General features: G+C 60.3%; 19 protein-coding genes and 1 tRNA gene. 10 read left to right on the forward strand and 10 right to left on the reverse strand.

The window, feature by feature from the left end; translation table 11 throughout:
• Positions 1-24: 24 nt before the first annotated feature.
• Complete coding sequence (locus tag O3303_RS09775; protein WP_269558237.1) at positions 25-1698, reverse strand: ABC transporter substrate-binding protein; 1674 nt, start codon at positions 1696-1698, stop codon at positions 25-27.
• 86 nt (positions 1699-1784) lie between these two features.
• On the opposite strand from O3303_RS09775, the gene O3303_RS09780 reads away from it, so the two are divergent.
• From O3303_RS09780 to lepB, 6 genes are all read left to right on the forward strand, one after another.
• Complete coding sequence (locus O3303_RS09780; protein WP_269558238.1) at positions 1785-2465, forward strand: metal-dependent hydrolase; 681 nt, start codon at positions 1785-1787, stop codon at positions 2463-2465.
• Between the two features lie 101 nt (positions 2466-2566).
• Positions 2567-3376, forward strand: coding sequence for a ParA family protein (locus O3303_RS09785; RefSeq protein ID WP_269558239.1), 810 nt, complete (start codon positions 2567-2569; stop codon positions 3374-3376).
• Between the two features lie 299 nt (positions 3377-3675).
• On the forward strand, positions 3676-4641 hold the full coding sequence (locus O3303_RS09790) for a ParB/RepB/Spo0J family partition protein (protein ID WP_269558240.1): 966 nt from the start codon (positions 3676-3678) through the stop codon (positions 4639-4641).
• Positions 4642-4651: 10 nt separating this feature from the next.
• The gene (locus O3303_RS09795) at positions 4652-5311 is read left to right on the forward strand and encodes a DUF5683 domain-containing protein (protein WP_269558241.1); all 660 of its coding nucleotides are present in this window, start codon (positions 4652-4654) and stop codon (positions 5309-5311) included.
• 99 nt (positions 5312-5410) lie between these two features.
• The gene (gene dapB / locus O3303_RS09800) at positions 5411-6130 is read left to right on the forward strand and encodes a 4-hydroxy-tetrahydrodipicolinate reductase (RefSeq protein ID WP_269558242.1); all 720 of its coding nucleotides are present in this window, start codon (positions 5411-5413) and stop codon (positions 6128-6130) included.
• A gap of 126 nt (positions 6131-6256) precedes the next feature.
• Complete coding sequence (gene lepB, locus O3303_RS09805) at positions 6257-7441, forward strand: signal peptidase I (RefSeq protein WP_269558243.1); 1185 nt, start codon at positions 6257-6259, stop codon at positions 7439-7441.
• Positions 7442-7629: 188 nt separating this feature from the next.
• Here the strand turns inward: lepB and O3303_RS09810 are convergent, their stop codons facing one another.
• Positions 7630-8295 (reverse strand): uracil-DNA glycosylase, encoded by a 666-nt coding sequence (locus O3303_RS09810; protein ID WP_269558244.1) that lies wholly within the window; start codon positions 8293-8295, stop codon positions 7630-7632.
• Positions 8296-8406: 111 nt separating this feature from the next.
• Between O3303_RS09810 and apaG the strand changes: the two genes are divergently transcribed.
• Both apaG and O3303_RS09820 read left to right on the forward strand, forming a co-directional pair.
• A complete protein-coding gene (gene apaG, locus O3303_RS09815) occupies positions 8407-8793 on the forward strand; it encodes a Co2+/Mg2+ efflux protein ApaG (protein WP_269558245.1) in 387 nt (128 codons plus the stop codon).
• Between the two features lie 144 nt (positions 8794-8937).
• Positions 8938-9768: an O-methyltransferase gene (locus O3303_RS09820; protein WP_269558246.1), complete on the forward strand. Its 831-nt coding sequence runs from the start codon at positions 8938-8940 to the stop codon at positions 9766-9768.
• Between the two features lie 58 nt (positions 9769-9826).
• Here the strand turns inward: O3303_RS09820 and kdsA are convergent, their stop codons facing one another.
• Positions 9827-10651, reverse strand: coding sequence for a 3-deoxy-8-phosphooctulonate synthase (kdsA, locus tag O3303_RS09825; protein ID WP_269558247.1), 825 nt, complete (start codon positions 10649-10651; stop codon positions 9827-9829).
• 138 nt (positions 10652-10789) lie between these two features.
• The gene (locus O3303_RS09830) at positions 10790-11404 is read right to left on the reverse strand and encodes a methyltransferase domain-containing protein (RefSeq protein ID WP_269558248.1); all 615 of its coding nucleotides are present in this window, start codon (positions 11402-11404) and stop codon (positions 10790-10792) included.
• A 129-nt stretch (positions 11405-11533) separates the two neighbouring features.
• Here O3303_RS09830 and O3303_RS09835 point away from each other — a divergent pair, with 129 nt between their 5' ends.
• On the forward strand, positions 11534-12481 hold the full coding sequence (locus O3303_RS09835; protein ID WP_269558249.1) for a DUF8428 domain-containing protein: 948 nt from the start codon (positions 11534-11536) through the stop codon (positions 12479-12481).
• Positions 12482-12628: 147 nt separating this feature from the next.
• A complete protein-coding gene (locus O3303_RS09840; protein WP_269558250.1) occupies positions 12629-13180 on the forward strand; it encodes a GNAT family N-acetyltransferase in 552 nt (183 codons plus the stop codon).
• A gap of 107 nt (positions 13181-13287) precedes the next feature.
• On the opposite strand, the gene cphA is transcribed toward O3303_RS09840, so the two are convergent.
• From cphA to O3303_RS09870, 6 genes are all read right to left on the reverse strand, one after another.
• The gene (cphA, locus tag O3303_RS09845) at positions 13288-15918 is read right to left on the reverse strand and encodes a cyanophycin synthetase (protein WP_269558251.1); all 2631 of its coding nucleotides are present in this window, start codon (positions 15916-15918) and stop codon (positions 13288-13290) included.
• Between the two features lie 247 nt (positions 15919-16165).
• Positions 16166-16582, reverse strand: coding sequence for an EamA family transporter (locus tag O3303_RS09850; RefSeq protein ID WP_269558252.1), 417 nt, complete (start codon positions 16580-16582; stop codon positions 16166-16168).
• A gap of 251 nt (positions 16583-16833) precedes the next feature.
• Positions 16834-17643, reverse strand: coding sequence for a phosphatase PAP2 family protein (locus O3303_RS09855; RefSeq protein WP_269558253.1), 810 nt, complete (start codon positions 17641-17643; stop codon positions 16834-16836).
• A 218-nt stretch (positions 17644-17861) separates the two neighbouring features.
• A tRNA-Cys gene (locus tag O3303_RS09860) sits at positions 17862-17932 on the reverse strand.
• A 249-nt stretch (positions 17933-18181) separates the two neighbouring features.
• Complete coding sequence (gene rpsA, locus O3303_RS09865) at positions 18182-20281, reverse strand: 30S ribosomal protein S1 (RefSeq protein WP_269558254.1); 2100 nt, start codon at positions 20279-20281, stop codon at positions 18182-18184.
• Between the two features lie 158 nt (positions 20282-20439).
• Positions 20440-21039, reverse strand: a complete 600-nt coding sequence (locus tag O3303_RS09870) for a hypothetical protein (RefSeq protein ID WP_269558255.1) — start codon at positions 21037-21039, stop codon at positions 20440-20442.
• Positions 21040-21073: the final 34 nt, after the last annotated feature.

A 21073-nucleotide genomic window follows, 5' to 3' on the forward strand; every position in this document is an offset into this window, starting at 1 on the left:
GCTTCGCTCTGCTCGCAATGACAGTTACTCCTTGCGCACGCGCTCCAGCACCAGCTGGTTCATGGGGTTGGGCGTGAGGCCGCGCACATTGTTTTGGGTGAGGCGCACCACTTCGTCGTAGTACACGGCCACCACCGGGCATTCCTCCACAATGAGGCGGTCCATCTGGCGGTAGAGCTCGTAACGCTTTTCGGTGTTCTGCTCCAGCTTGGCCTGCTCGTAGAGGCGGTCGTAGGCGGGGCTGCGGAAGTGGGTTTTGTTGGGGCCGGCGGGCGCGAAGTTCTTGCTGTAGAACAGGGCCAGGTAGTTTTCCGCGTCGGGGTAGTCGCCGAGCCAGCTGCGGGTGAAGAAGGCGGCGCGGCCGTTGTCGATCAGCTCGCCGTGCGCCGCGCCCTGGTTCACGTCGATTTCCACCTGCACGCCCACTTCGGCCCACTTTTTCTGGTAGTACTCGCAGTATTCCTTGGTTTCGGCCACGGTGCTCAGGCGCAGCTTCAACGGCATGCCGGGCCCATAGCCGGCGGCGCGTAGCAGCGCCCGCGCCTTCTCGGGCTGGTAGGTGTAGCCGGGCACCAGCGCGGCGCTAAACGAGGGCAGCGAGGCCGGCACGAAGCCCGAGTTGCCGGGCTTGCCCACGTTGTTGAGGAAGTAAGCCAGAAACTCCGGCTTGTTGAGGGCGTAGTTCAGGGCCTGGCGCACGCGCTTGTCGCGCAGGGCGCGGCCGGTTTCGGCGTTGTCGCCGCGCAGGTTGGCGGGGTCCTGCTGCATGCCCAGGTATTCAGTATTGAGGTAGGGCACTTTCTGCAGCTGAAATTTGCCCTGGAAATCCTCGCGCACCGTGCCGTCGGGGTACATAATTAGGTCGCGGGAGCCGCTACGGATACCGCTCAGAAAGTCCAGCTTGCCCTGCATGAAGGTCAGGAATTCGGTTTTGCGGTCCTGAATGAAGCTGATCTGCACCGCATCGAGGTAGGGTAGCGGCTGGCCCTGGGCGTCCTTTTTCCAGTAGCTGGGGTTGCGGTGGTAGATGATGGCGTTGCCCTCGTCCCACTGCTTGAACACAAACGGCCCGGTGCCCACCGGATGCTCCCGGAAGTCCTTGCCGTACTTCTGCACCGCCTCACGCGGCACCACGTAGGCGTATGGCATCGTCAGGATGCCCAGGAAAGGAATGAACGGCTCCCGCAGGTGAATGCGCAGCGTGGAGTCGTTCACGGCCACAAACGCCGTATCCGACGGCTCGCCGGCGCTGGTTTCCAGCACCTTGCCCCGGAAAATCCAGCCGCCGGGGCTGGCCGTGGGCCCGTCGAGCAGGCGCTTGAAGCTGTACACGAAATCCTGGGCCAGCACGCGCCGGCCTTTGCCGCCCGCAAATACCGCGTCGTCGTGGAAGCGCACTTCGGGCCGCAGCCAGAACGTGTAGGTCTTGCCGTCGGGGGATATTTCGTAGCGGCGGGCCACGCTGGGGCTGGGCCGCAGGCTGTCGTCGAGGGCCACGAGGCCGTTGTAGAGCTGGGTGACGGCCCAGGTGTTGGCCTGATTGCGGGCAAAGGCCGGGTCCAGCGAGGTCAGGCTCTCGGGCTGATTGTAGCGGAAGACGCGGCGCGCATCGGTGGGCGGGCCCTGCTCGGCGCAGGAACTCAGCAGGCTAAGCAGAAGCGGGGCAAAACCAACGGCACGGCGCGAAAACGGAAACATGGGAACGGCGAAACAGTGTATATTTGCAAAGGTATCCCATCCTGGGTTTGCGGCCCTATTGCCGTTTTTGCCAGCCATTTCTTCCTATGAACCTGACCTACTACGGCCATTCCTGCTTCCTGCTCGAAGCCGGTGGCAGCAAAGTACTCTTCGACCCCTTCATCCGGCCCAACCCGCTGGCCAAAGACGTGGACGTGGACAGCATCGAAGCCGATTTCATCCTGCTCAGCCACGGCCACGGCGACCATGTGGCTGATGTGGAGGAGATTGGCAAGCGCACCGGCGCCGAGCTGGTGGGCATGTACGAGGTGCTGGCCTGGTTTGAAGCCAAAGGCCTGAAGGCCGATACCAAGATGAACCTGGGCGGCACCGTGCAGCTGCCCTTCGGCACGGTGCAGATGGTGGCCGCGGCCCACTCCAGCTCCATGCCCGACGGCTCCTACGGCGGGCTGGCGGCCGGCTTCGTGGTGAAAGCCGAAGGCAAAACCTTCTACTTCGCCGGCGACACCGCCCTGACCTACGACATGAAGCTCATCGGCGAGCGGCACACGCTCGACTTTGCCATTCTGCCCGTGGGCGACCATTTCACGATGGGCGTAGACGATGCCTTGGTGGCCGCCGACTGGACCGGTGCCCGCAAAGTCATCGGCATGCACTTCGACACCTTCCCGCCCCTGGCCGTCAACCACGACGAAGCCAAGGCCAAGGCTACGGCCGCCGGCAAGGAGCTGCTGCTGCTGGCCGTGGGCGAAACCATTTCCTTTTAAAAAATTATGAATTATGAATTATGAGAGCTGAATTGGACTGCCCAGGCACCCGGTTTTCAACTCATCATTCATAACTCATACTTCATAATTCTCTCAACCACATGGGTAAAATTATTGCGGTAGCCAACCAGAAGGGCGGGGTGGGCAAAACCACCTCTTCGATCAACCTGGCGGCCTCGCTGGCCGCGCTGGAATATCGGACCCTGCTGGTAGATGCCGACCCGCAGGCCAACGCCACTTCCGGCGTGGGCTTCGACCCGAAGGATATCCAGAACAGCATCTACGAGTGCATGGTGGATGGCATCAATGCCCAGGATATCATCCTGCAAACCAACATCCTGCCCCACCTCGACCTGATGCCCTCCCACATCGACCTGGTAGGTGCCGAGGTGGAGATGATCAACCTGCCCAACCGGGAGGAGAAGATGAAGGACGCCCTGCGCCCGCTGGCCGACCAGTACGACTTCATCATCATCGACTGCTCGCCGTCGCTGGGCCTCATCACGGTGAATGCCCTCACGGCCGCGCACTCCGTGATAATCCCGGTGCAGTGCGAGTACTTCGCCCTCGAAGGCCTGGGCAAGCTGCTCAACACCGTCAAAATCATCCAGAGCCGCCTCAACGAAAACCTGGAAATCGAGGGCATCCTGCTCACGATGTACGACGTGCGTTTGCGCCTCAGCAACCAGGTGGTGGAGGAAGTGAAGCTGCACTTCCAGCAGCTGGTGTTTGATACCATCATCCCGCGCAACGTGAAGCTGAGCGAGTCGCCGAGCTTCGGCATCCCGGTTATTCTGCACGACGCCGAAAGCAAAGGCTCCATCAGCTACCTCAACCTGGCCCGCGAAATCGTGGAAAAGAACGTGGAAGCCGCCGGCGCTTCTGAGTCGGCGGAAGATGCGGCAGCGTAGCGCCACAACGATTTTTTGAGAGCGGCCGGTGAGTTTCACCGGCCGTTTCCGTTTCCGTTTGCGCGTTGCCCGTAGTTTTTACCTGGCATACCGTCGAGTGAGTAGCATCGTGCCAGTTCAATGTTTGCGGCCCCACGTTACCCGCCCCAAAAGCTTTGCGCTACAGATATACTTTGCAGAGCAGCTGAGCGTTCCACGATTTTTGTGGGGCGTGGAACATTTTTCTGTCGCCTTCCCCCGCGTTTGTGTATTTTTGAATCCCGCTGCCTGGCGCCTGTGCCGGGAAGCACTTTGCAGGTATGTCAGAGAAGCAAGAAGAGAAATCCGTTCCGGCTGCGCTTCCCGCAGCGGTAAAGCGCAAAGTCGGGGGCTTAGGCCGCGGCCTCAACGCCCTGATTGAAGGCAGCTACGAGAAAAAGAGCGACCGGCTGGGTTTGGTGCCGCACCCGGTGAACTCCGTCGGGCTAATTCCGTTGGGCCACATTGAGGCCAACCCCTACCAGCCCCGCACGCACTTCGACCAGGACGCGCTGCAGGAGCTGGCCGAAAGCATCAAGGTGCAGGGCATCATCCAGCCCGTGACCGTGCGCCAGACCGGCACCAACGCCTACCAGCTCATCTCGGGGGAGCGGCGTCTGCAGGCCTCCAAGCTGGCTGGCCTCGATACCATTCCGGCCTACATCCGGAAAGCCGACGACCAGCAGATGCTGGAAATGGCGCTCATCGAGAACATCCAGCGCGAAAACCTCAACGCCATTGAAATTGCGCTGAGCTACCAGCGCCTCGTGAGCGAGTGCAACCTCAAGCAGGAAGAGCTGGGCGACCGGGTGGGCAAAAACCGCTCGACCGTGACCAACTACCTGCGCCTGCTCAAGCTACCGCCCGATATCCAGATCGGGCTGCGCGACACGGCCATCAGCATGGGCCACGCCCGCGCCCTAATCAGCGTGGACAACCCCGAGCAGCAGCTGGAACTGTTCCACCGCATCGTGGCCGAGGAGCTGTCGGTGCGGCGGGTGGAGCAACTGGTGCGCGCCGGCCTGAACCCCGCTACCAAGCCCGACGACGCCGACGCGAAAAAGCAGCAGGATGCCACGCCGCAGGTGCCGGTTGCGGAGCTGCGCCGCACCGAACGCCACCTCACGGAGCGTTTCGGCAGCCGCGTCATGGTGAAGCCCGGCCCCCAGGGGCGCGGCGAAATCAAGATTGCCTTCGACTCGGTAGAGGATATGCAGCGCATTCTGCACATCCTGCAGCCGGCATAACCCCACGGGCATGACCTCGCGCTTTCGCACTCTGGCCTTGGCCGCCGCCGCGCTAACCCTGCCGCTGCTGGCCTCTGAGGCGCGCGCCCAAACCGCCGGCACCGATGTGGCCCCGACTACCGTCACCGCCGGGCCGGACTCGGCGCGGGTGAATACGGTGGTGGTGCCGGATTCAGTGCGGCGCACGGCGCGGCTGTTTGGTTTGAAAATGACCAAGCCTACGAAAGCCGGGTTGCTGTCGGCGCTGCTGCCGGGGGCGGGCCAGCTCTACAACGGCCGCTGGTGGAAAGTGCCGCTGGCTGTGGGCGCCGTGGGCGGCACTGTGTATGGTGAAATCTTCTACCAGCAGCGCTATACCGAGTTTTCCGACGGCTTCAATGCCCGTACCGACGGTGACCCCAACACTGTGGACACCGGCCCGCGCTCCAGTTTGATCCGCTCTACTGATGAAGTGAAGCGCGGGGTGAACATCTACCGGCGCCAGCGCGACACCTTCCTGGCCTACATTGCGCTGGCCCACGCCGTGCAGATTCTCGATGCCGTGGTGGATGCCCACCTGCGCGACTTCGACATCAGCGACGACCTGAGCCTGCAATGGGAACCCTCCGTGCTGCGCATGCCAACCCTGGCAGCAGCCCCCGGCGTCAGCCTGACTTTAACTTTTAAATAAATGGCTGCTTGGTTGAGTGGCGGCTTGTTCTGACAGATATCGACGACCAGCCGCTTAACCAGGTAACAATCCAGCCATTTAGCAATCCAACTCTTCCACATGAAACTTCTGCTGATCGGCTACGGCAAAATGGGCCGCGCAATCGAGGCCCGCGCGGTGGCACGCGGCCACGAGGTGGTGGGCATCATCGACCCGTCGAACCCCAGCCTGAGCATCACCGACTTCACCCCCGCCACCGTTGACGCGGCCATTGAGTTTACGCACCCGGATGCCGCCTTCACCAACGTGCAGGCCTGCCTGCGCCAGCGTATTCCCGTAGTATGCGGCTCTACGGGCTGGCTGCACCACTTTCAGGAGGCCGTGGAGCTGTGCCAGCAAACCGACGGCTCGCTGTTCTACGCCTCCAACTACAGCGTGGGCGTGAACCTGTTCTTCCACTTCAACGAGTACATCGCCACCAAAATGCACCAGTTCGGTGGCTACGACGTGCAGGTGCGCGAAATCCATCACACCCAGAAGGTAGACCAGCCCAGCGGCACGGCCCTCACCGCCGCCGAAGCCATTCTGCGCCACTTCCCCACCAAAACCACTTGGCGCAACGAGCCCGCCCAGCAGCCTGAGGAGCTGGCCGTGCTCAGCGAGCGGACCGGCTCGGTGGTGGGCACCCACATCGTCACGTACTCCTCGGAGGCTGATACGTTGGAGCTCAAGCACGAAGCCCACACCCGCGACGGTTTCGTGGACGGCGCGTTGCTGGCAGCGGAGTGGCTGCCGGGCCATCAGGGCGTGTTCGGGATGAAGGATCTGCTGGGCCTGTAGCATCTGTAGCACAGGCTTCAGCCTGTGCCGGACTGCCGTGCATTTCTGCCGAAGCGCCGACAAGCCGCTATATTTACCTTTCCGGCACGGGCTGCTGCCTTTGCTACATTTCTTGTCTCTACCATCATGGCCGTACAACAGTCCTGGGAAGAACGCATGAAAGCGGCTTCCGCTTCCAGCAAACCCGTCACCGCCCGGAAGAAAGGCTTTTTCCGGGAGTGGGGCGACGCCATCCTGTTTGCGGTGGTGGCCGCCACGCTCATCCGCTGGGCTACCTTCGAAGCCTACACCATCCCGACGCCCTCCATGGAGGACTCGCTGCTGGTGGGCGACTACCTGTTTGTGAGCAAGCTGCACTACGGCGCCCGCACGCCCCAGACGCCGCTGCAGATTCCGCTCACGCACCAAACGCTGTGGGGCTCCGGCATCAAGAGCTACTCCGACGCCCTGCAGCTGCCCAGCTACCGCCTGCCGGGCTTCTCGGAAGTGAAGCGCGGCGACGTGGTGGTGTTCAACGTGCCCTTCGAGAGCCAGCACCCCGCCGACCTGCGCACCAACTACATCAAGCGCTGCGTGGCCGTGGCCGGCGACGTGCTGGAGATTAAGGACACCCAGGTGTTCATCAACGGCAAGCCGATGACCAACCCGCCGCAAAGCCAGAACCGCTACTTCCTGCAGGTGCCCCAGCCCAACGACGACCTGTACAAGGCCTTCCAGGACCAGCACGTGACCAACTTCAACCGGCCCGATGGCAAGCCGGAGCCGATATTCGGCACGCAGGAGCCCACGTTCATGATTGACGCCACTCCGGCCACCGCCGACTTCTTCCGCAAGCAGTCCTACGTGAAGGCCGTGGTTCAGGACAAAGCCGAAGCCGGCCAGCCCGAAGCCGACGTTTTCCCGAACAACCCCGACTATCCGCAGAGCACGCCCCAGCCCCTCAACCTCTGGAACAAGGATAACTACGGCCCGCTGCAGCTGCCCAAAGCCGGCCAGACCGTGCAGCTGACGCCCCAGAACACGCCCATGTACCAGAAGATCATCATGCGCTATGAGCACAACGAGGGCGTGACGATGGCCAACGGCGTGCTGCTGCAAAACGGCCAGCCGCTGAAAAGCTACACTTTCAAGCAGGACTACTACTTCATGATGGGCGACAACCGCCACGACTCGCTGGACTCGCGCTACTGGGGCTTCGTGCCCGCCGACCACATCGTGGGCAAAGCCGTACTGATCTGGATGTCGGTTGACCCCTACGGCGACTTCCTGCACAAAATCCGCTGGAACCGCCTGTTCAACACCATCGACTAGGATCACGAATTTTCGCGGATTTTGCACGGACTATACGGATTTTGTAGACGGTGCGAATCCAGGGGGATTTCATCTTACCACAAACGAAAAGAGGCTTGCCAGTTGGCAAGCCTCTTTTCGTTTGTGGCGGAGTAGTACCGTCTACAAAATCCGTGCAATCCGTGCAAAATCCGCGGAAATCCGTGATCCTACCAGACTATCGGCTCCAGGCCGTGCTGTTTGAGGTAGGCGTTGGTTTTGCTGAAGGGCCGGGAGCCGAAGAAGCCGCGGTCGGCGGCGTAGGGCGACGGGTGGGCCGATTTGAGGATGAGGTGTTTGCGGGCGTCGATCAGCTCGGCCTTTTTCTGCGCGTAGGCGCCCCACAGAATGAACACCACGTGTTCCTTTTCCTCGGATACCTTCTGAATGACGGCGTCGGTGAACTGCTCCCAGCCGCGCTTCTGGTGGCTGGCGGGCTCGGCGGCGCGCACCGTGAGCGTGGCGTTGAGCAGCAGCACACCCTGCTCGGCCCAGCGGTCGAGGTTACCGTTGGGCGCTGGGGGCGTCTCCGGAATATCGGCCTGCAGCTCCTTGAAGATGTTCTGCAGTGAAGGCGGCGTCCGGATGCCGTCGGCCACTGAGAAACTGAGGCCATGGGCCTGGCCCTTGCCGTGGTAGGGGTCCTGGCCCAGAATCACCACTTTCACCTGCGGCAGCGGGCAGGCATCAAAAGCGTGGAAGATCTGCGGGCCGGGCGGATACACGGTGGCCGTGGCGTACTCGCCTCGCACAAAGGCAATAAGGTGCGGGAAGTACGGTTTCTCAAATTCGGGCTGTAATACTTTGCGCCAGCTGTCTTCTATCTTTACATTCATCCTCTGGAAAAATTATTTTGCGGGTTAAGTACGCCATCTTGGTGGCCGGCTGCGTAAATAAACCAATTTCTGTCCTCGTCTGTTAGTCTCACCCACACCCGCACAGCAGCCATGAATACGACCACTACGCAGGGCGTCACCGTGAGCGTCACGACCAACTACCTGCCCGACTACTCCAGCCCCAGCCAGGAGCATTACGTATTTGCCTACAAGATTGATATCCGCAACAACAGCGAGTACACCGTGAAGCTGCTGCGCCGCCACTGGTATATCTACGACGCCAACGGCGTGGTGCGCGAAGTGGAGGGCGACGGCGTGGTGGGCCAGCAGCCCGTTTTGGAGCCTGGCGAGTCGCACCAGTACGTGTCGGGCTGCAACCTCAAGTCGGGGTTGGGCAAGATGCGCGGCACCTATGACATGGAGCGGCTGGGCGACGGCAGCACCTTCGAGGTGGAAATTCCCGAATTCACGCTCGTGGTGCCCTACCGCCTGAACTAGCGCTTGCTGATTGAATAAGTAGAACGTCATTCCGAACGGAGTGAGGACTCTCGCTGGTCTGGTAGAATCATTTACTAAACCAGCGAGATTCCTCACTCCGTTCGGAATGACGTTCTTTGCCTTTGGTATCAACTACACTCTGTTTTGGTCTTTCAGGCTCTCAGCTACCTTCGGTTTTTAGCACGCTCCGGCAATACCCACGGCCTGCACTCGCCCTTCGTGTTCGGGCTCTACGCCTACGTTATCAACCACAGCGGGCAGTTTGCGGCGTTTGAAGCCATTGAACAGCGACGCCAGCAACTGCTGCGTAGCCCCCAGACCATTCAGGTGCGCGACTTTGGGGCGGGCTCGCACACCGGCGCGGGCCGGCAGCGCCGCCTGCAGGACATTGCCCGCACGGCGGCCAAGCCGCGCCCACTGGCCCAGCTGCTGTTCCGGCTGGTCAACCACTTTCAGCCGCGCACCATTCTGGAGCTGGGCACCTCGCTGGGCCTCACCACCGCCTACCTGGCCGCAGCCGACTCGCGCAGCCGCGTGCTCACGTTTGAGGGCTGCCCGGCCACGGCCACCGTAGCCCGCGAAACTTTCGCCCAGCTGGAGCTGCGCAACATCGAACTGGTGGAAGGCAACCTCGACGACACCCTCGCCCCTGCCTTGGCGGCGCTGCCGGCCCCGTTGGATTTTGCCTTCTTCGATGGCAACCACCGCTACGAGCCGACCCTGCGCTACTTCGAGCTGTGCCTGCCCCACCGCACCGAGCGGAGCGTGTTCGTGCTCGACGATATCCATTGGTCCCGGGACATGGAGCGCGCCTGGAACGTCATCCGCAAACATCCCGAGGTGCGCCTGACCATCGACCTGTTCTTTATTGGTCTCGTGTTCTTCCGCCGCAACCAGCCCCGGCAGCACTTCCGCCTGCGCTTCAATAACACCCTGGACAAGCTGCTGGAACGCACCCGCCGCCTAGGGGCTTAGTGGTTGTCAGTTGTTATTTTGGATGCCCAACCGGAAACAACTAGCAACTGACAACTCATTACCGAATGGCTTCTCGGACGCGGGTCAGCTTGATGAGCAGGTCTTCCAGCTGATCGAGGGCCAGCATGTTGGCGCCGTCGGATTTGGCGGTGGCGGGCGTGGGGTGGGTTTCGATGAACAGGCCGTCGGCGCCGACGGCAATGGCGGCTTTGGCAATGGTTTCGATGAGGGCCGGCTGGCCGCCCGTGACGCCACTGCTCTGGTTGGGGCGCTGCAACGAATGGGTTACGTCCATCACCACGGGCACGCCGAATGCGCGCATGGCGGGCAGGTTGCGGAAGTCCACCACCAGGTCGGAGTAGCCGAACGAGTTGCCGCGGTCCGTGAGGATGACGTTTTCGTTGCCCGACTGGCGCACCTTGTCCACGGCAAACTGCATGGCCTCGCCGTTCAGGAACTGGCCTTTTTTCACGTTCACCACCTTGCCGGTTTTGGCGGCCGCAATCAGCAGGTCCGTCTGGCGGCACAGGAACGCCGGAATCTGCAGCACGTCTACGTACTCGGCCGCCAGCGCCGCCTCGTCCGATTCGTGAATGTCCGTCACGGTAGGCACCCCGATTTCGCGGCCCACCTTCTGCAGAATGCGCAGCGCCGTTTCGTCGCCGATGCCGGTGAACGAGTCGAGGCGGCTGCGGTTGGCCTTGCGGTAGGAGCCCTTGAAGATGTAGGGAATCTGGAGCTTGTCGGTCATGTGCTTCACCTTCTCGGCGATGCGCAGGGCCATATCCTCGCCCTCAATCACGCAGGGCCCGGCCATCAGGAAAAACTGGCCGGAGTTGGTGTTGCGGAAATGCGGCAGGACGTTGGCAAGTTGGTTGATCATGTAGCATATGCTTTAGCCTGTGCCAAGCAGCGCACAAGCAGGTGAAACAGCCGCAAAGGTAACGGAAGCCCCGGTTGCGCACCGACCGCACCCAATAAGCGCTTTCGGCGCCCTATCCGGCACAGGCTGAAGCCTATGCTACAGCACCAGCTTGCGCCGCAAACTGATGAACAGCTCCCGCCCCTGCCGGGGCCGCAGCGAGTTGGTGGCCGTGTCGAAGTGCACGAAATCAAAGTACGGCTCGAAATACGCCCGGTACTCCGCGCGCGTGCCCCCAAAGGGCGGCTCGGTAACTGGCCCGAAGTCGGTATCGAAGAGTAAGCCGGCCAGCGTGCCGCCGGGCCGGAGCAGGTGGGCGCACTGGCGGGCATAGGCGGGGCGCAGGTGCGGGTCGAGGGCGCAGAAGAACGTTTGCTCCACTATCAGGTCGTAGGGCGGCACGGCCGGCAACTCAAAAAAGTCCTGCTGCAGCAAATGAGCCGCCGGAAAGCCGGGTACGCGCTGCTGCAGGGCCGCCAGCGGCTCCGGCGCCAGATCGGCCACGAACACCTGCGAGAAGCCCAGACCATGCAGGTACTCAGCCTCGTAGGCGTTGCCGGCCCCCGGAATGAGGATACGGCGGGCATAATCGGGGTCCAGCTGATTGAAATAATCCCGCAAAGGCGGCGTTACGGCTCCGGCATCCCAGCCAGTGCGCCCCGTGGCGTAGCGGCCGCGCCAGTAGTTTTCGTCGAAGGAAACGGCAGATTTCATAGGCGCTCCGTACATTTTGAGGCACTGCTGGCCGGCAGCAAAACCGGTTTTGTTTTAAATTTTCGTTTGTTTGTGCGTAAAGGTAACGCACGCACCGGCCCAGCCGGTCTTCATTTAACCCCGCTCGCAATGGAACCAACCCAAAGCCCCGAACCCCGCAACAACAGCCGTATCCTGCTCATTGCCGCCCTGTTTCTGGTATTGCTCGGCATCAACGGCGTATTGTACTGGATGAACCGGCAGAAAAGCGCGGAAAATGAGCAGCTCACCACGCAGGTGGCTGAAAAGGATGATCGGCTGAAAACGCAGATTTCCGAGTATGAGAAGCTGAAGGCTGATTTTGAGCGCCAGAGCCAGGAAGTGCAAAGCATGGGCCTGTCGAACGACTCGCTGGAAGCCAAGATTGCCTCCATCAACGCCGACCTGCTGAAGCTGCGCTCCTTTAAATCGAGCAGCTTCTCGGTGGCCGAGCAGCGCCGCTTCAAGGTGCGCGCCCAGAATCTGGAGTCGCAGTTGCGCAAGAAGGACGACGAAATTGCCCAGCTGAAAGCTGACAACGAGGCGCTCTACACCGAGGCCACGACCCTGAAGGAGCGCCAGAATAAGCTCACGGACACCATTACGACCATCGCCCGCTCCAACCAGGAGCTGACCGAGAAAGTGGCCGTGGCCTCGCGCCTGCAGGCCGAAAACATTCGGGTGGGCGTGGTGAATGCCCGCAACAAGGAGAAAGACGACGACGACAATGAGTTTAAGGCTAAGCGCGTCGAGAAGATTAAAATCAGCTTCAACCTGGGCCGCAACGACGTTTCGCCAAAGGAAACCAAGCAGGTTATGCTGCGCCTGATTGAGCCCGATGGCGCGGCCCTTTACAACCTGAGCACCGGCGGCGGCACGTTCATGATTGACGGTTCGGAAGCCTTCTACACCGCCAAGCAGGACATCGTGTACGACAACACCCGCCAGCCCGTGCAATTCCTGTATGCCAAGGGTGCCGCCTACAAAGTCGGCCTGCACACCATCGAGCTGTACGAAGGTGGCGTGATGATCGGCAAAACGACGTTCACGCTGAAATAGGCAGCCACAAGCAGCTACCACGCGTTTTTTCAAAAGCGCCGGTCTACGGGCCGGCGCTTTTTCGTTTCAGAAAGCGTCCGTATTCAGCCGCCGGCAACCGGCCGGTCGTGAAACTTCGCCCATCACCCCATGCCTATCCGTTGCCCCATGACGACGCCCTTTTCCCTGCAGCCCACGCTGGAAACCGACTCCCTGAGGCTGCTCCCGCTGCAGGAACCTGATTTTGCCGAGTTGTACGCCGTTGCCGCCGACCCCAGGGTGTGGGAGCAGCACCCTAACAAAGACCGATGGCAGGAGCCGGTATTCAGAAACTTCTTCGAAGGCGCCATCCAGAGTCAGGGAGCATTTAAAGTGGTAGACAAAGCCACCAATGTCACTCTGGGCAGCACCCGCCTCTACGACTATAGCACCGAAGACAACAGCCTCCTTATCGGCTACACCTTCTACGGCACCCAGTCCTGGGGCAAGGGCATCAATCTGGCCGTGAAAAGGCTGCTTCTGGACTACGCGTTTCAATTCGTGGATACCGTCCGCTTTCACATAGGGGCTGAAAACGTACGCTCTCAGATTGCCATCCAGCGCCTGGGGGCCCGCAAAGTTGCCGAGCAGGAAGTGGCGTACTATGGGGAGCCGGCGAAGCTGAACTTCGTGTTTGAAATCACCAAAAGAGAATGGACAGCTTATCCAGTCAGCTCGTAAGTACCTGGTTATAATCAAATGCCTTACTCGTATGAACAGAAAAGAGCGCCGACCATCAGGTCGGCGCTCTTTTTTTCTGCTGCCAGAGGCAGGATGCACGGGGCAGGTTATTGCGCCAAAGAGGCCTCGAAATCGTCGAGCTTTTTCAGGGTGGCGGCAATATTTTCCGTGAACATCACGACTACCGAGCCGGGCTTGGCGGTGGCCAGCACGTGGTCGATGGCGTCCATCTCGTTTTCAATGTACGTAATGGGCACCTCCGGCGCGTCGAGGCGCAGGCCGCGCTCCATGATTTCGCGGAGCTGCTCGGCGGTCTTGCCGCGCAGGTCGCGGTCCTGGCGCAGCACAATCTCATCGAAGATGCGGCCGGCGATGCGCGAGAAACCCAGCGTGTCTTCGTCGCGCCGGTCGCCGAGGCCCGAGATGACGCCGACTTTGTGAGTAGCCTCAGTGGCGTCCAGGAACTGAGCAAATTTCTCGATGCCGTGGGTGTTGTGGGCATAGTCCACAATCACCTCGAAGGTCGGGAACTTGTACACGTTCATGCGGCCCGGCGTTTTGGTAGCCGACGGCACAAACGTGCGCAGGGCCAGCTTGATATCGTCCTTGTCGAAGCCGTAGCAGTAGCAGGCCAGGGCCGCCGCCAGCGAGTTTTCAATGTTGAACGTGGCCCGGCCACCCAGCGTGATGGGGAACTCCGCGGCCCGGTCGATGCGCAGCTTGTAGCTGTTTTTGTAGATGGTGATGTAGCCTTCCTCGTACACGGCCGCCAATCCGCCGTTTTCGGCGTGCTCCCGGATGCGGGGGCTATGCTCGTTCATGCTGAACAGGGCCACCCGGCACTCCAGCTTCTCGCGCATGGCGTACACCAGGTCGTCGTCGGCGTTGAGCACAGCCCAGCCGTTTTTCCGCACGGTGCGGGGCAACACGCCTTTCACGGCGGCCATTTCCTCTACCGTGTAGATGTCGCGCATGCCCAGGTGGTCAGCCGCCACGTTGGTCACCACGGCCACGTCGCAGGTATGGAAGCCCAGGCCCGAGCGGAGCATACCGCCGCGGGCCGTTTCCAGCACCGCGAAGTTTACGGTCGGGTCTTTCAGCACAAACTCGGCGCTCTGGCCGCCGGTGCAGTCGCCGCTTTGCAGCTGCACGCCCTGGATGTAGATGCCGTTGGTGGTGGTGTGGCCCACTTTGTAGCCTTTGGAGGCCACGATGTGCGCCAGCAGCTGCGTGGTGGTGGTTTTGCCGTTGGTGCCAGTCACGGCGAAGATGGGCACGCGGGCGGTGCTGCCCTGCGGAAACAGCATGTCTACCACCGGGGCAGCCACGTTGCGCGGCAACCCTTCCGTAGGAGAAATGTGCATCCGGAAGCCGGGGGCGGCATTCACCTCAATTACGGCACCGCGCGTCTCGTTGAGCGGAATGGCAATGTCGGAGGTCAGCAGGTCGATGCCGCAGATGTCGAGGCCCACAATGCCAGCTACGCGCTCCGCGAGCAGCAGGTTGTAGGGATGCACGAGGTCCGTAACGTCAGTGGCGGTACCGCCGGTGCTGATGTTGGCGGTGCTCTTCAGGTACATTTCCTGGCCGGCCGGCAACACGCTGTCCAGCGTCAGCTCCTGGTTTTTCAGCAGGTCAATGGTGTGCTGGTCGGCTTTGATGCTGGTGAGCACCTTTTCGTGGCCGAAGCCGCGGCGCGGGTCTTCGTTGACTTTGTCGATCAGCTGCTGAATGGTGCTGCTGCCGTCGCCCTTCACGGCGGCCGGGGTGCGCTTGGCCACCGCAATCAGCTTGCCCGCTACCACCAGCATGCGGTAGTCGTCGCCCTGGATGAACTGCTCCACGATGACGGCGCGGGAGTATTGCTGAGCCGCCTTGAAGCCTTCCACGGCATCGTCCCAGTTCATGATGCGGATGGTAGCACCCTTGCCGTGGTTGCCGTTGAGCGGCTTGGTCACGATGGGAAAACCCAGTTCTTCTATGGCGTCGCGGAGGCCGTCCTCCGAGTACACGGTGGTGCCGTTGGGCACGGGCACGCCCGAGTCCTTGAGCATAGCCTTAGTGCGGTTCTTATTACCGGCCACCTCCACCCCGGCGTGCGAGGTGTAGCTGGTGGTGGTGGCCCAGATGCGCTTCTGGTTTACCCCGTAGCCGAGCTGAATGATGCTGCTGTTCTTGAGCTGGATATACGGAATGTTGCGCGAAGCCGCTTCCGACACGATGCTCCATGTGCTGGGGCCAAAAAACTCCTCTTCCCGGATTTCGTGCAACTCATCCACAATGGCCTTCACGTTCACGTCGCGGCCCTCGCAGAGGTCTTCTACCAGCTGCACGGCGGCTTCGGCAGCCATGCGGCCGGCGCGCTCTTCTTGGTAGCTGAACACCACAAACTCCACCCCTTCCTGATGCGCCGGGTACGACTTGCCCCAGTACACGGGCATGCCCGCCATGCGCTGCAGCGCCAGCGCCACGTGCTGAATTACGTGGCCCAGCGGCTCACCGTCCTGCAGCTGCTCGGCCGTGAGGGGCGGGTGCTTGTGGGCGGCTTTGCCGGCCTCGTTGGGCTGAGGCTGGCCCAGCTCAGGCAGCAGCTGCGGGAGGCGCTCCGCCAGAGCCGGAAAATTGTTCGACCAGGAGTCGGCCAATTCCTGCATATCTACTTTCAGGACAATCAGCTTGTAGTGCTTGACGGACCAAAAGCTGGGCCCGCGCATGGTGCGGAGGTCAATAATCTTCATAAAAACGAAAGGGGTGGAAACAGAGTCGAGCGGGTTGTACGCTGGAGTTAAATGTAGGGATTTGAGCCTGCAATGCCAGCACCCGCCACTTTTTACCCCCGCCGCGCCCCTTTCTAGCTTACTATCAGACTATCAGTTATTTAAATTATCAAACCCGAATCCATCGCCGGATAAAAAAATGCAGCCCCCACCCGGCCCAGCCCGGACAGCTCCGCCGGAGGCCGCGCCGGATCAGGCTCCCGGCGCTTCACTTCAGAATCAGGACCAGCGTACCCGCCACTATCAGGCCCGCTCCCAGCCCGGTCTGCCACGTCAGCTTTTCGCCCAGAAACAGTACCGACAGCCCGATGGCCAGCGCCACGCTCAGCTTATCCACCGGCGCCACCTGCGACACATTGCCAAGCTGCAGCGCCCGGAAGTAGAAGATCCACGACAGCCCGGTAGCCAGCCCCGACAGCCCCAGAAACAGCAGATTGGTGCGGGTGAGCGTATGCACTTCGGCCAGCCCGCCGCGGAAATACACCACGCCCCAGGCCAGCACCAGCACCACCACCGTGCGCACCGCCGTAGCCAGGTTGGAGTCAACGCCCCGAATCCCGATTTTGGCCAGCACAGCCGTCAGGGCCGCGAAAAAGGCCGATAGTAACGCATAGATCCACCACATGACGCCAACAAAGAAAGTCCAGAGCTTTCTACGCGGCCAACAGCCATTCGTGCAGGCGCTTCGGGCAGCAATAGGAAGGTATCTATAGTGGTTCTCAGGTCGGTGTCCCGTCAGTAGTCGGCTGGCTCCCCCTCTCCTTTTCGGAGAGGGGGCCGGGGGGTGAGGCGTGACGCGAGAACGAGGCGGTACACCGACCTGAGAGCCGCTCTAGCACGGATTTCTGCCCGACGCGCGGAACGGCCGTTTAGGGGCTATTGCAGGTTCCAGACCATGCCCATACCCATGCCGCCCCCGGGCTGCCACGTTGGCGTCAGGCTCATGCCCTTGGGCAGGCCCGGCTTGCGGCCCCAGCGGTTACGGTGCGTGAGGTAGCCCACGTGCGCCGCCAGAATCCCGAAGCCGGCCCCCGCTACCACGTCGCTCTGCCAGTGCTTGTTGTTGATCATGCGCAGGGCCGCCACGCTGGTGGCAATGGTGTAGGCGCCCACCCCGTACCACTGGCTTTTGTCGCGGAACTCGGTGTGCACGATGCTCGCGGCCAGGAAGGCCTGCGCCGTGTGCCCCGAAGGAAAGGAGAGGTTGTCGGAGCCATCGGGGCGAGTTTCGCGGGTGAGGTTTTTCACGGCGAAGACCGTTCCGAGCATGAACAGCTCGCTCTTGAGCACCACCAGCCCCACGTTCAGCCGGTCGTTGCGCGACTCCACCCCGGCCAGCGCCACTACGCCCAGCTCCACGTACGGCGCCAGAATCAAGAGGTCATCGAGGCGGGTGCGGTAGGTTGGGAACAGGCGGTGAATGTCACGGTTGGCCTGCTGGTTGGTGTAGAAGCCGCCGCCGTTGAAGGTGTACGCGCCATAGCCGATGAGTACGGCCGGCACAATCGTGGCTTTCACCAGCTTGCCTTTGTACCAAGGCTGCTTCACGGCGGCCGGCACGCCGCCGGGGTTTTCAAACTTGCGGGTAGTGTCGGCGGGCACCGGCGCCACCTGGGCTACCGTTTGGGCAAGCGGGGCAGTAGCCAACGCAACCACCAGCGCCCAGCGAGATAAGACTGCTTTCATCGAATACTGAGTTCTACTTAAGTTCTGAATCTAACGCCAATGGCATACATACCGGCATACATACCGGCATACATACCGGCATACATACCGGCATACATACCGGCATACATACCGGCAGGATACGCAACGATTCTGTAGAAATGATGAGTTGCGCCTTCGCCGTAATGAAACAACCCCCGCTACCAGCCGGAAGGCTATAGCGGGGGTTGCGGAACTAGAGGTGACGAGCGGATTCGAACCGCTGTACGAGGTTTTGCAGACCTCTACCTAGCCGCTCGGTCACGTCACCAGGGCTTTGAGGATGCAAACATACGGCATATTCCGGCTTCTGCCAACGCCAGCAGCCAGGTTTTCGTGGTGAAGCTGGTAAGTAGCTGGCATCGTGCGGCAAATTTTCTGTTACCACCGACGCTACCTTGCGGCTCAGCCCGCAAATACCCGTTCTGGCTTGCTGCCATCACGAGAGCCAGCAGGCCAACCGCACAAAAAAGGACCCCGACTTGCGCCGGGGCCCTTCTTGCACTAACGAACAGGAAGCTTAGGCTTTCTCTTCGTCTTTCTTGTCAGCAGCGTCGTCGCTCGACAGGGCGTTTTTCACCGAGTCTACTACGTCACCGGCAACACCTTTGGCTTTCTCGAAAGCTTCGGAGTGCGAGGCAGCCTCTACGGCGTCGCCTACCACTTCCTTGGCTTTGTCGAAGGCAGCCGAAGCAGCACCCGTCACAGCAGCCAGCACACCACCTTCGGCCGGAGCCTCGGTAGCAGCTTCAGCAGCCTCAGCCTTTGGAGCAGCCTTGCCCGAGAGCTTCTGCTCACCAGCCTGACGCTCGTTGCCCATCATCTTGTCACGCAGAGCGCTCAGCGCGTCCAGGTCACCGAGGGTCGACTTTTCAGCCGTTGCGGGCTTCTTGAGGTCGCTCAGTTTGCCTTCACCCTGGGTGGAAGCACCGGCGGCGCCGGCTGGCTTCTTCTTCGTGAACTTCGAAGCGCGGCCTTCTTCCTCAGCCTGCTGGTTGTACACGGCGTTGTGCGACAGCACGATGCGGCGATCCTCTTTCGAGAATTCCACTACACGGAAGTCCAGCGATTCGCCGTTTTCAGCCTGCGAGCCATCTTCCTTCTGCAGCGACTTAGGATACGCGAAGCCTTCGATGCCGTACGGCAGCTCGAGCACGGCACCACGGTCGGTTTTCTCGGTGATGGTGGCTTTGTGAACCGAGCCGGGAGTGAATACCGTCTGGAACGTATCCCATGGGTTTTCTTCCAGCTGCTTGTGGCCCAGGGCCAGACGACGGTTGTTCACGTCGAGCTCCAGTACCACTACGTCCAGACGGTCGCCAACTTTCACGACTTCCGAAGGATGCTTCACTTTCTTGGTCCACGACAGGTCCGACACGTGCACCAGGCCGTCTACACCCTCTTCCAGTTCTACGAACAGGCCGAAGTTGGTCAGGTTGCGCACCAGGCCGTTGTGCTTGCTGCCGATGGCATACTTCTCGGAGAAGTCGCCACGAGTCCATGGATCCTCGCTGAGCTGCTTGATGCCGAGGCTCATCTTGCGGTCTTCGCGGTCGAGGGTCAGGATCTGAGCCTCTACTACGTCGCCCTGCTTGATGAAGTCCTGCGGGTTGCGCAGGTGCTGGCTCCAGGACATCTCCGAAACGTGGATCAGGCCTTCTACGCCGGGGATGATTTCCATGAACGCGCCATAGTCAGCTACGTTCACGATACGGCCTTTCACTTTCGAGCCAACGCCCATGTCGGCGCCGAGCGAATCCCATGGGTGAGGAGTCAGCTGCTTCAGGCCGAGGCTGATACGCTTCTTGGCTTCGTCGAAGTCCAGAACTACGATGTTCAGCTTCTGATCGAGTTGCAGTACTTCGCTCGGGTGAGCGATACGGCCCCACGAAATGTCGGTGATGTGCAGCAGGCCGTCTACGCCGCCGAGGTCGATGAACACGCCGAAGTTGGTCATGTTCTTGATAACGCCCTCCAGGATCTGGCCTTTCTCCAGGTTGTTGAGGATGGCTTCGCGCTGCTTTTCGAGGTCTTTCTCGATCAGGACTTTGTGCGAAACTACCACGTTGTCGAAAGCGGCGTTGATTTTCACCACTTTCACTTCCATACGACGACCAACATAGATGTCGAAGTCACGGATTGGCTTCACATCGATCTGCGAGCCGGGCAGGAAGGCTTCTACGCCGTCCAGGTCCATGATCAGGCCGCCTTTCGTGCGACGCTTTACTACGCCTTCCAGAACGGTGTCGTTCTCGAGAGCATCGTAGATGGATTTCCAGGCCTGCTTGATTTTGGCTTTCTTACGGCTCAGGATCAGCTGGCCGTTGGCATCCTCCTGGTCTTCGATGAACACCTCTACCTCGTCGCCGATTTTGAGGTCGGTCAGGTCGCGGAATTCCGACAGGGGCACCAAACCATCGGATTTGAAGCCGATGTTCAGGATTACGTCGCGGTCGGTGATACCTACCACGGTGCCTTTGATTACTTCTTCCTCCTGGACAGTGGTCAGCGTGTCGCTGTACATCTGCTCCATTTCGGCGCGCTGCTCAGCGGTATAGTTACCACCGAAGCCGCTGGCTCCAACGTTGTCCCAGTCGAAATTGTCTACTACTTCTGCCATAGTGTTGTGCAGTGGCCCTCATGTACACGTCCGGCGCAGGGCCCGCCTCCGGAACGCGTTTTTGTTTGATACACAGCGCAAACGCGCCGGCCCACCACCCTGGCGGGGCGGCAAAGATACGGAGTTTGGGGCAGTAAACAGTGTCTGGCTTTACCAGATTAATTGAGGTAAGCAGGATTGATTATAATCTCTTGCTGAATACCCTGAAAAGCCTCTATCGTATGCTTATCCGTCGGTCCTTCGAGAATCAAGGATACACTTCTGCGCCGACCTCTGGCTGTTATGCGCTTCACATAAGAAACCTTTTGATTCCGAATTGTCCTCACTCCAATAGCTGTTATTGGTCCTTGGATCACTGAATCCAATAGAACCGCATTACCTCTTTCCGAATCTAGATATTGTTCTACTAGAGTTTTTAGAAACGTTTGCTTGTAGTTGTCAGCTTGAATGACGCTAGCTTCTCGACAATAGGACACTACTGAAAGAGTCAGCTTTTCTGCTTTTCCGTCACTTACTCTTGTATTAATTTCAGTTTCTGGGCCACATTTATAACAAGGCCCGAATAGGGGTAGCACTTCCATTTTTACCCACGAGCTTGGCACCCATATTTGTATAGAATCATTGGCTACAGCAACCTTTCGTAATTCAATAGCTTGCCCGCCTATTCGGATTTCTTTTGCTACAGAATCATCTTTTTGACAGCCGAATAGTGATATGTAGCTTAGAAAAATAAGGCCTGAGATAGTAGACGATTTCATCAAACGAAAAAAGAGGTATCAACTGCATGATACC

The organism is Hymenobacter canadensis, assembly GCF_027359925.1.
Classification (GTDB): domain Bacteria; phylum Bacteroidota; class Bacteroidia; order Cytophagales; family Hymenobacteraceae; genus Hymenobacter; species Hymenobacter canadensis.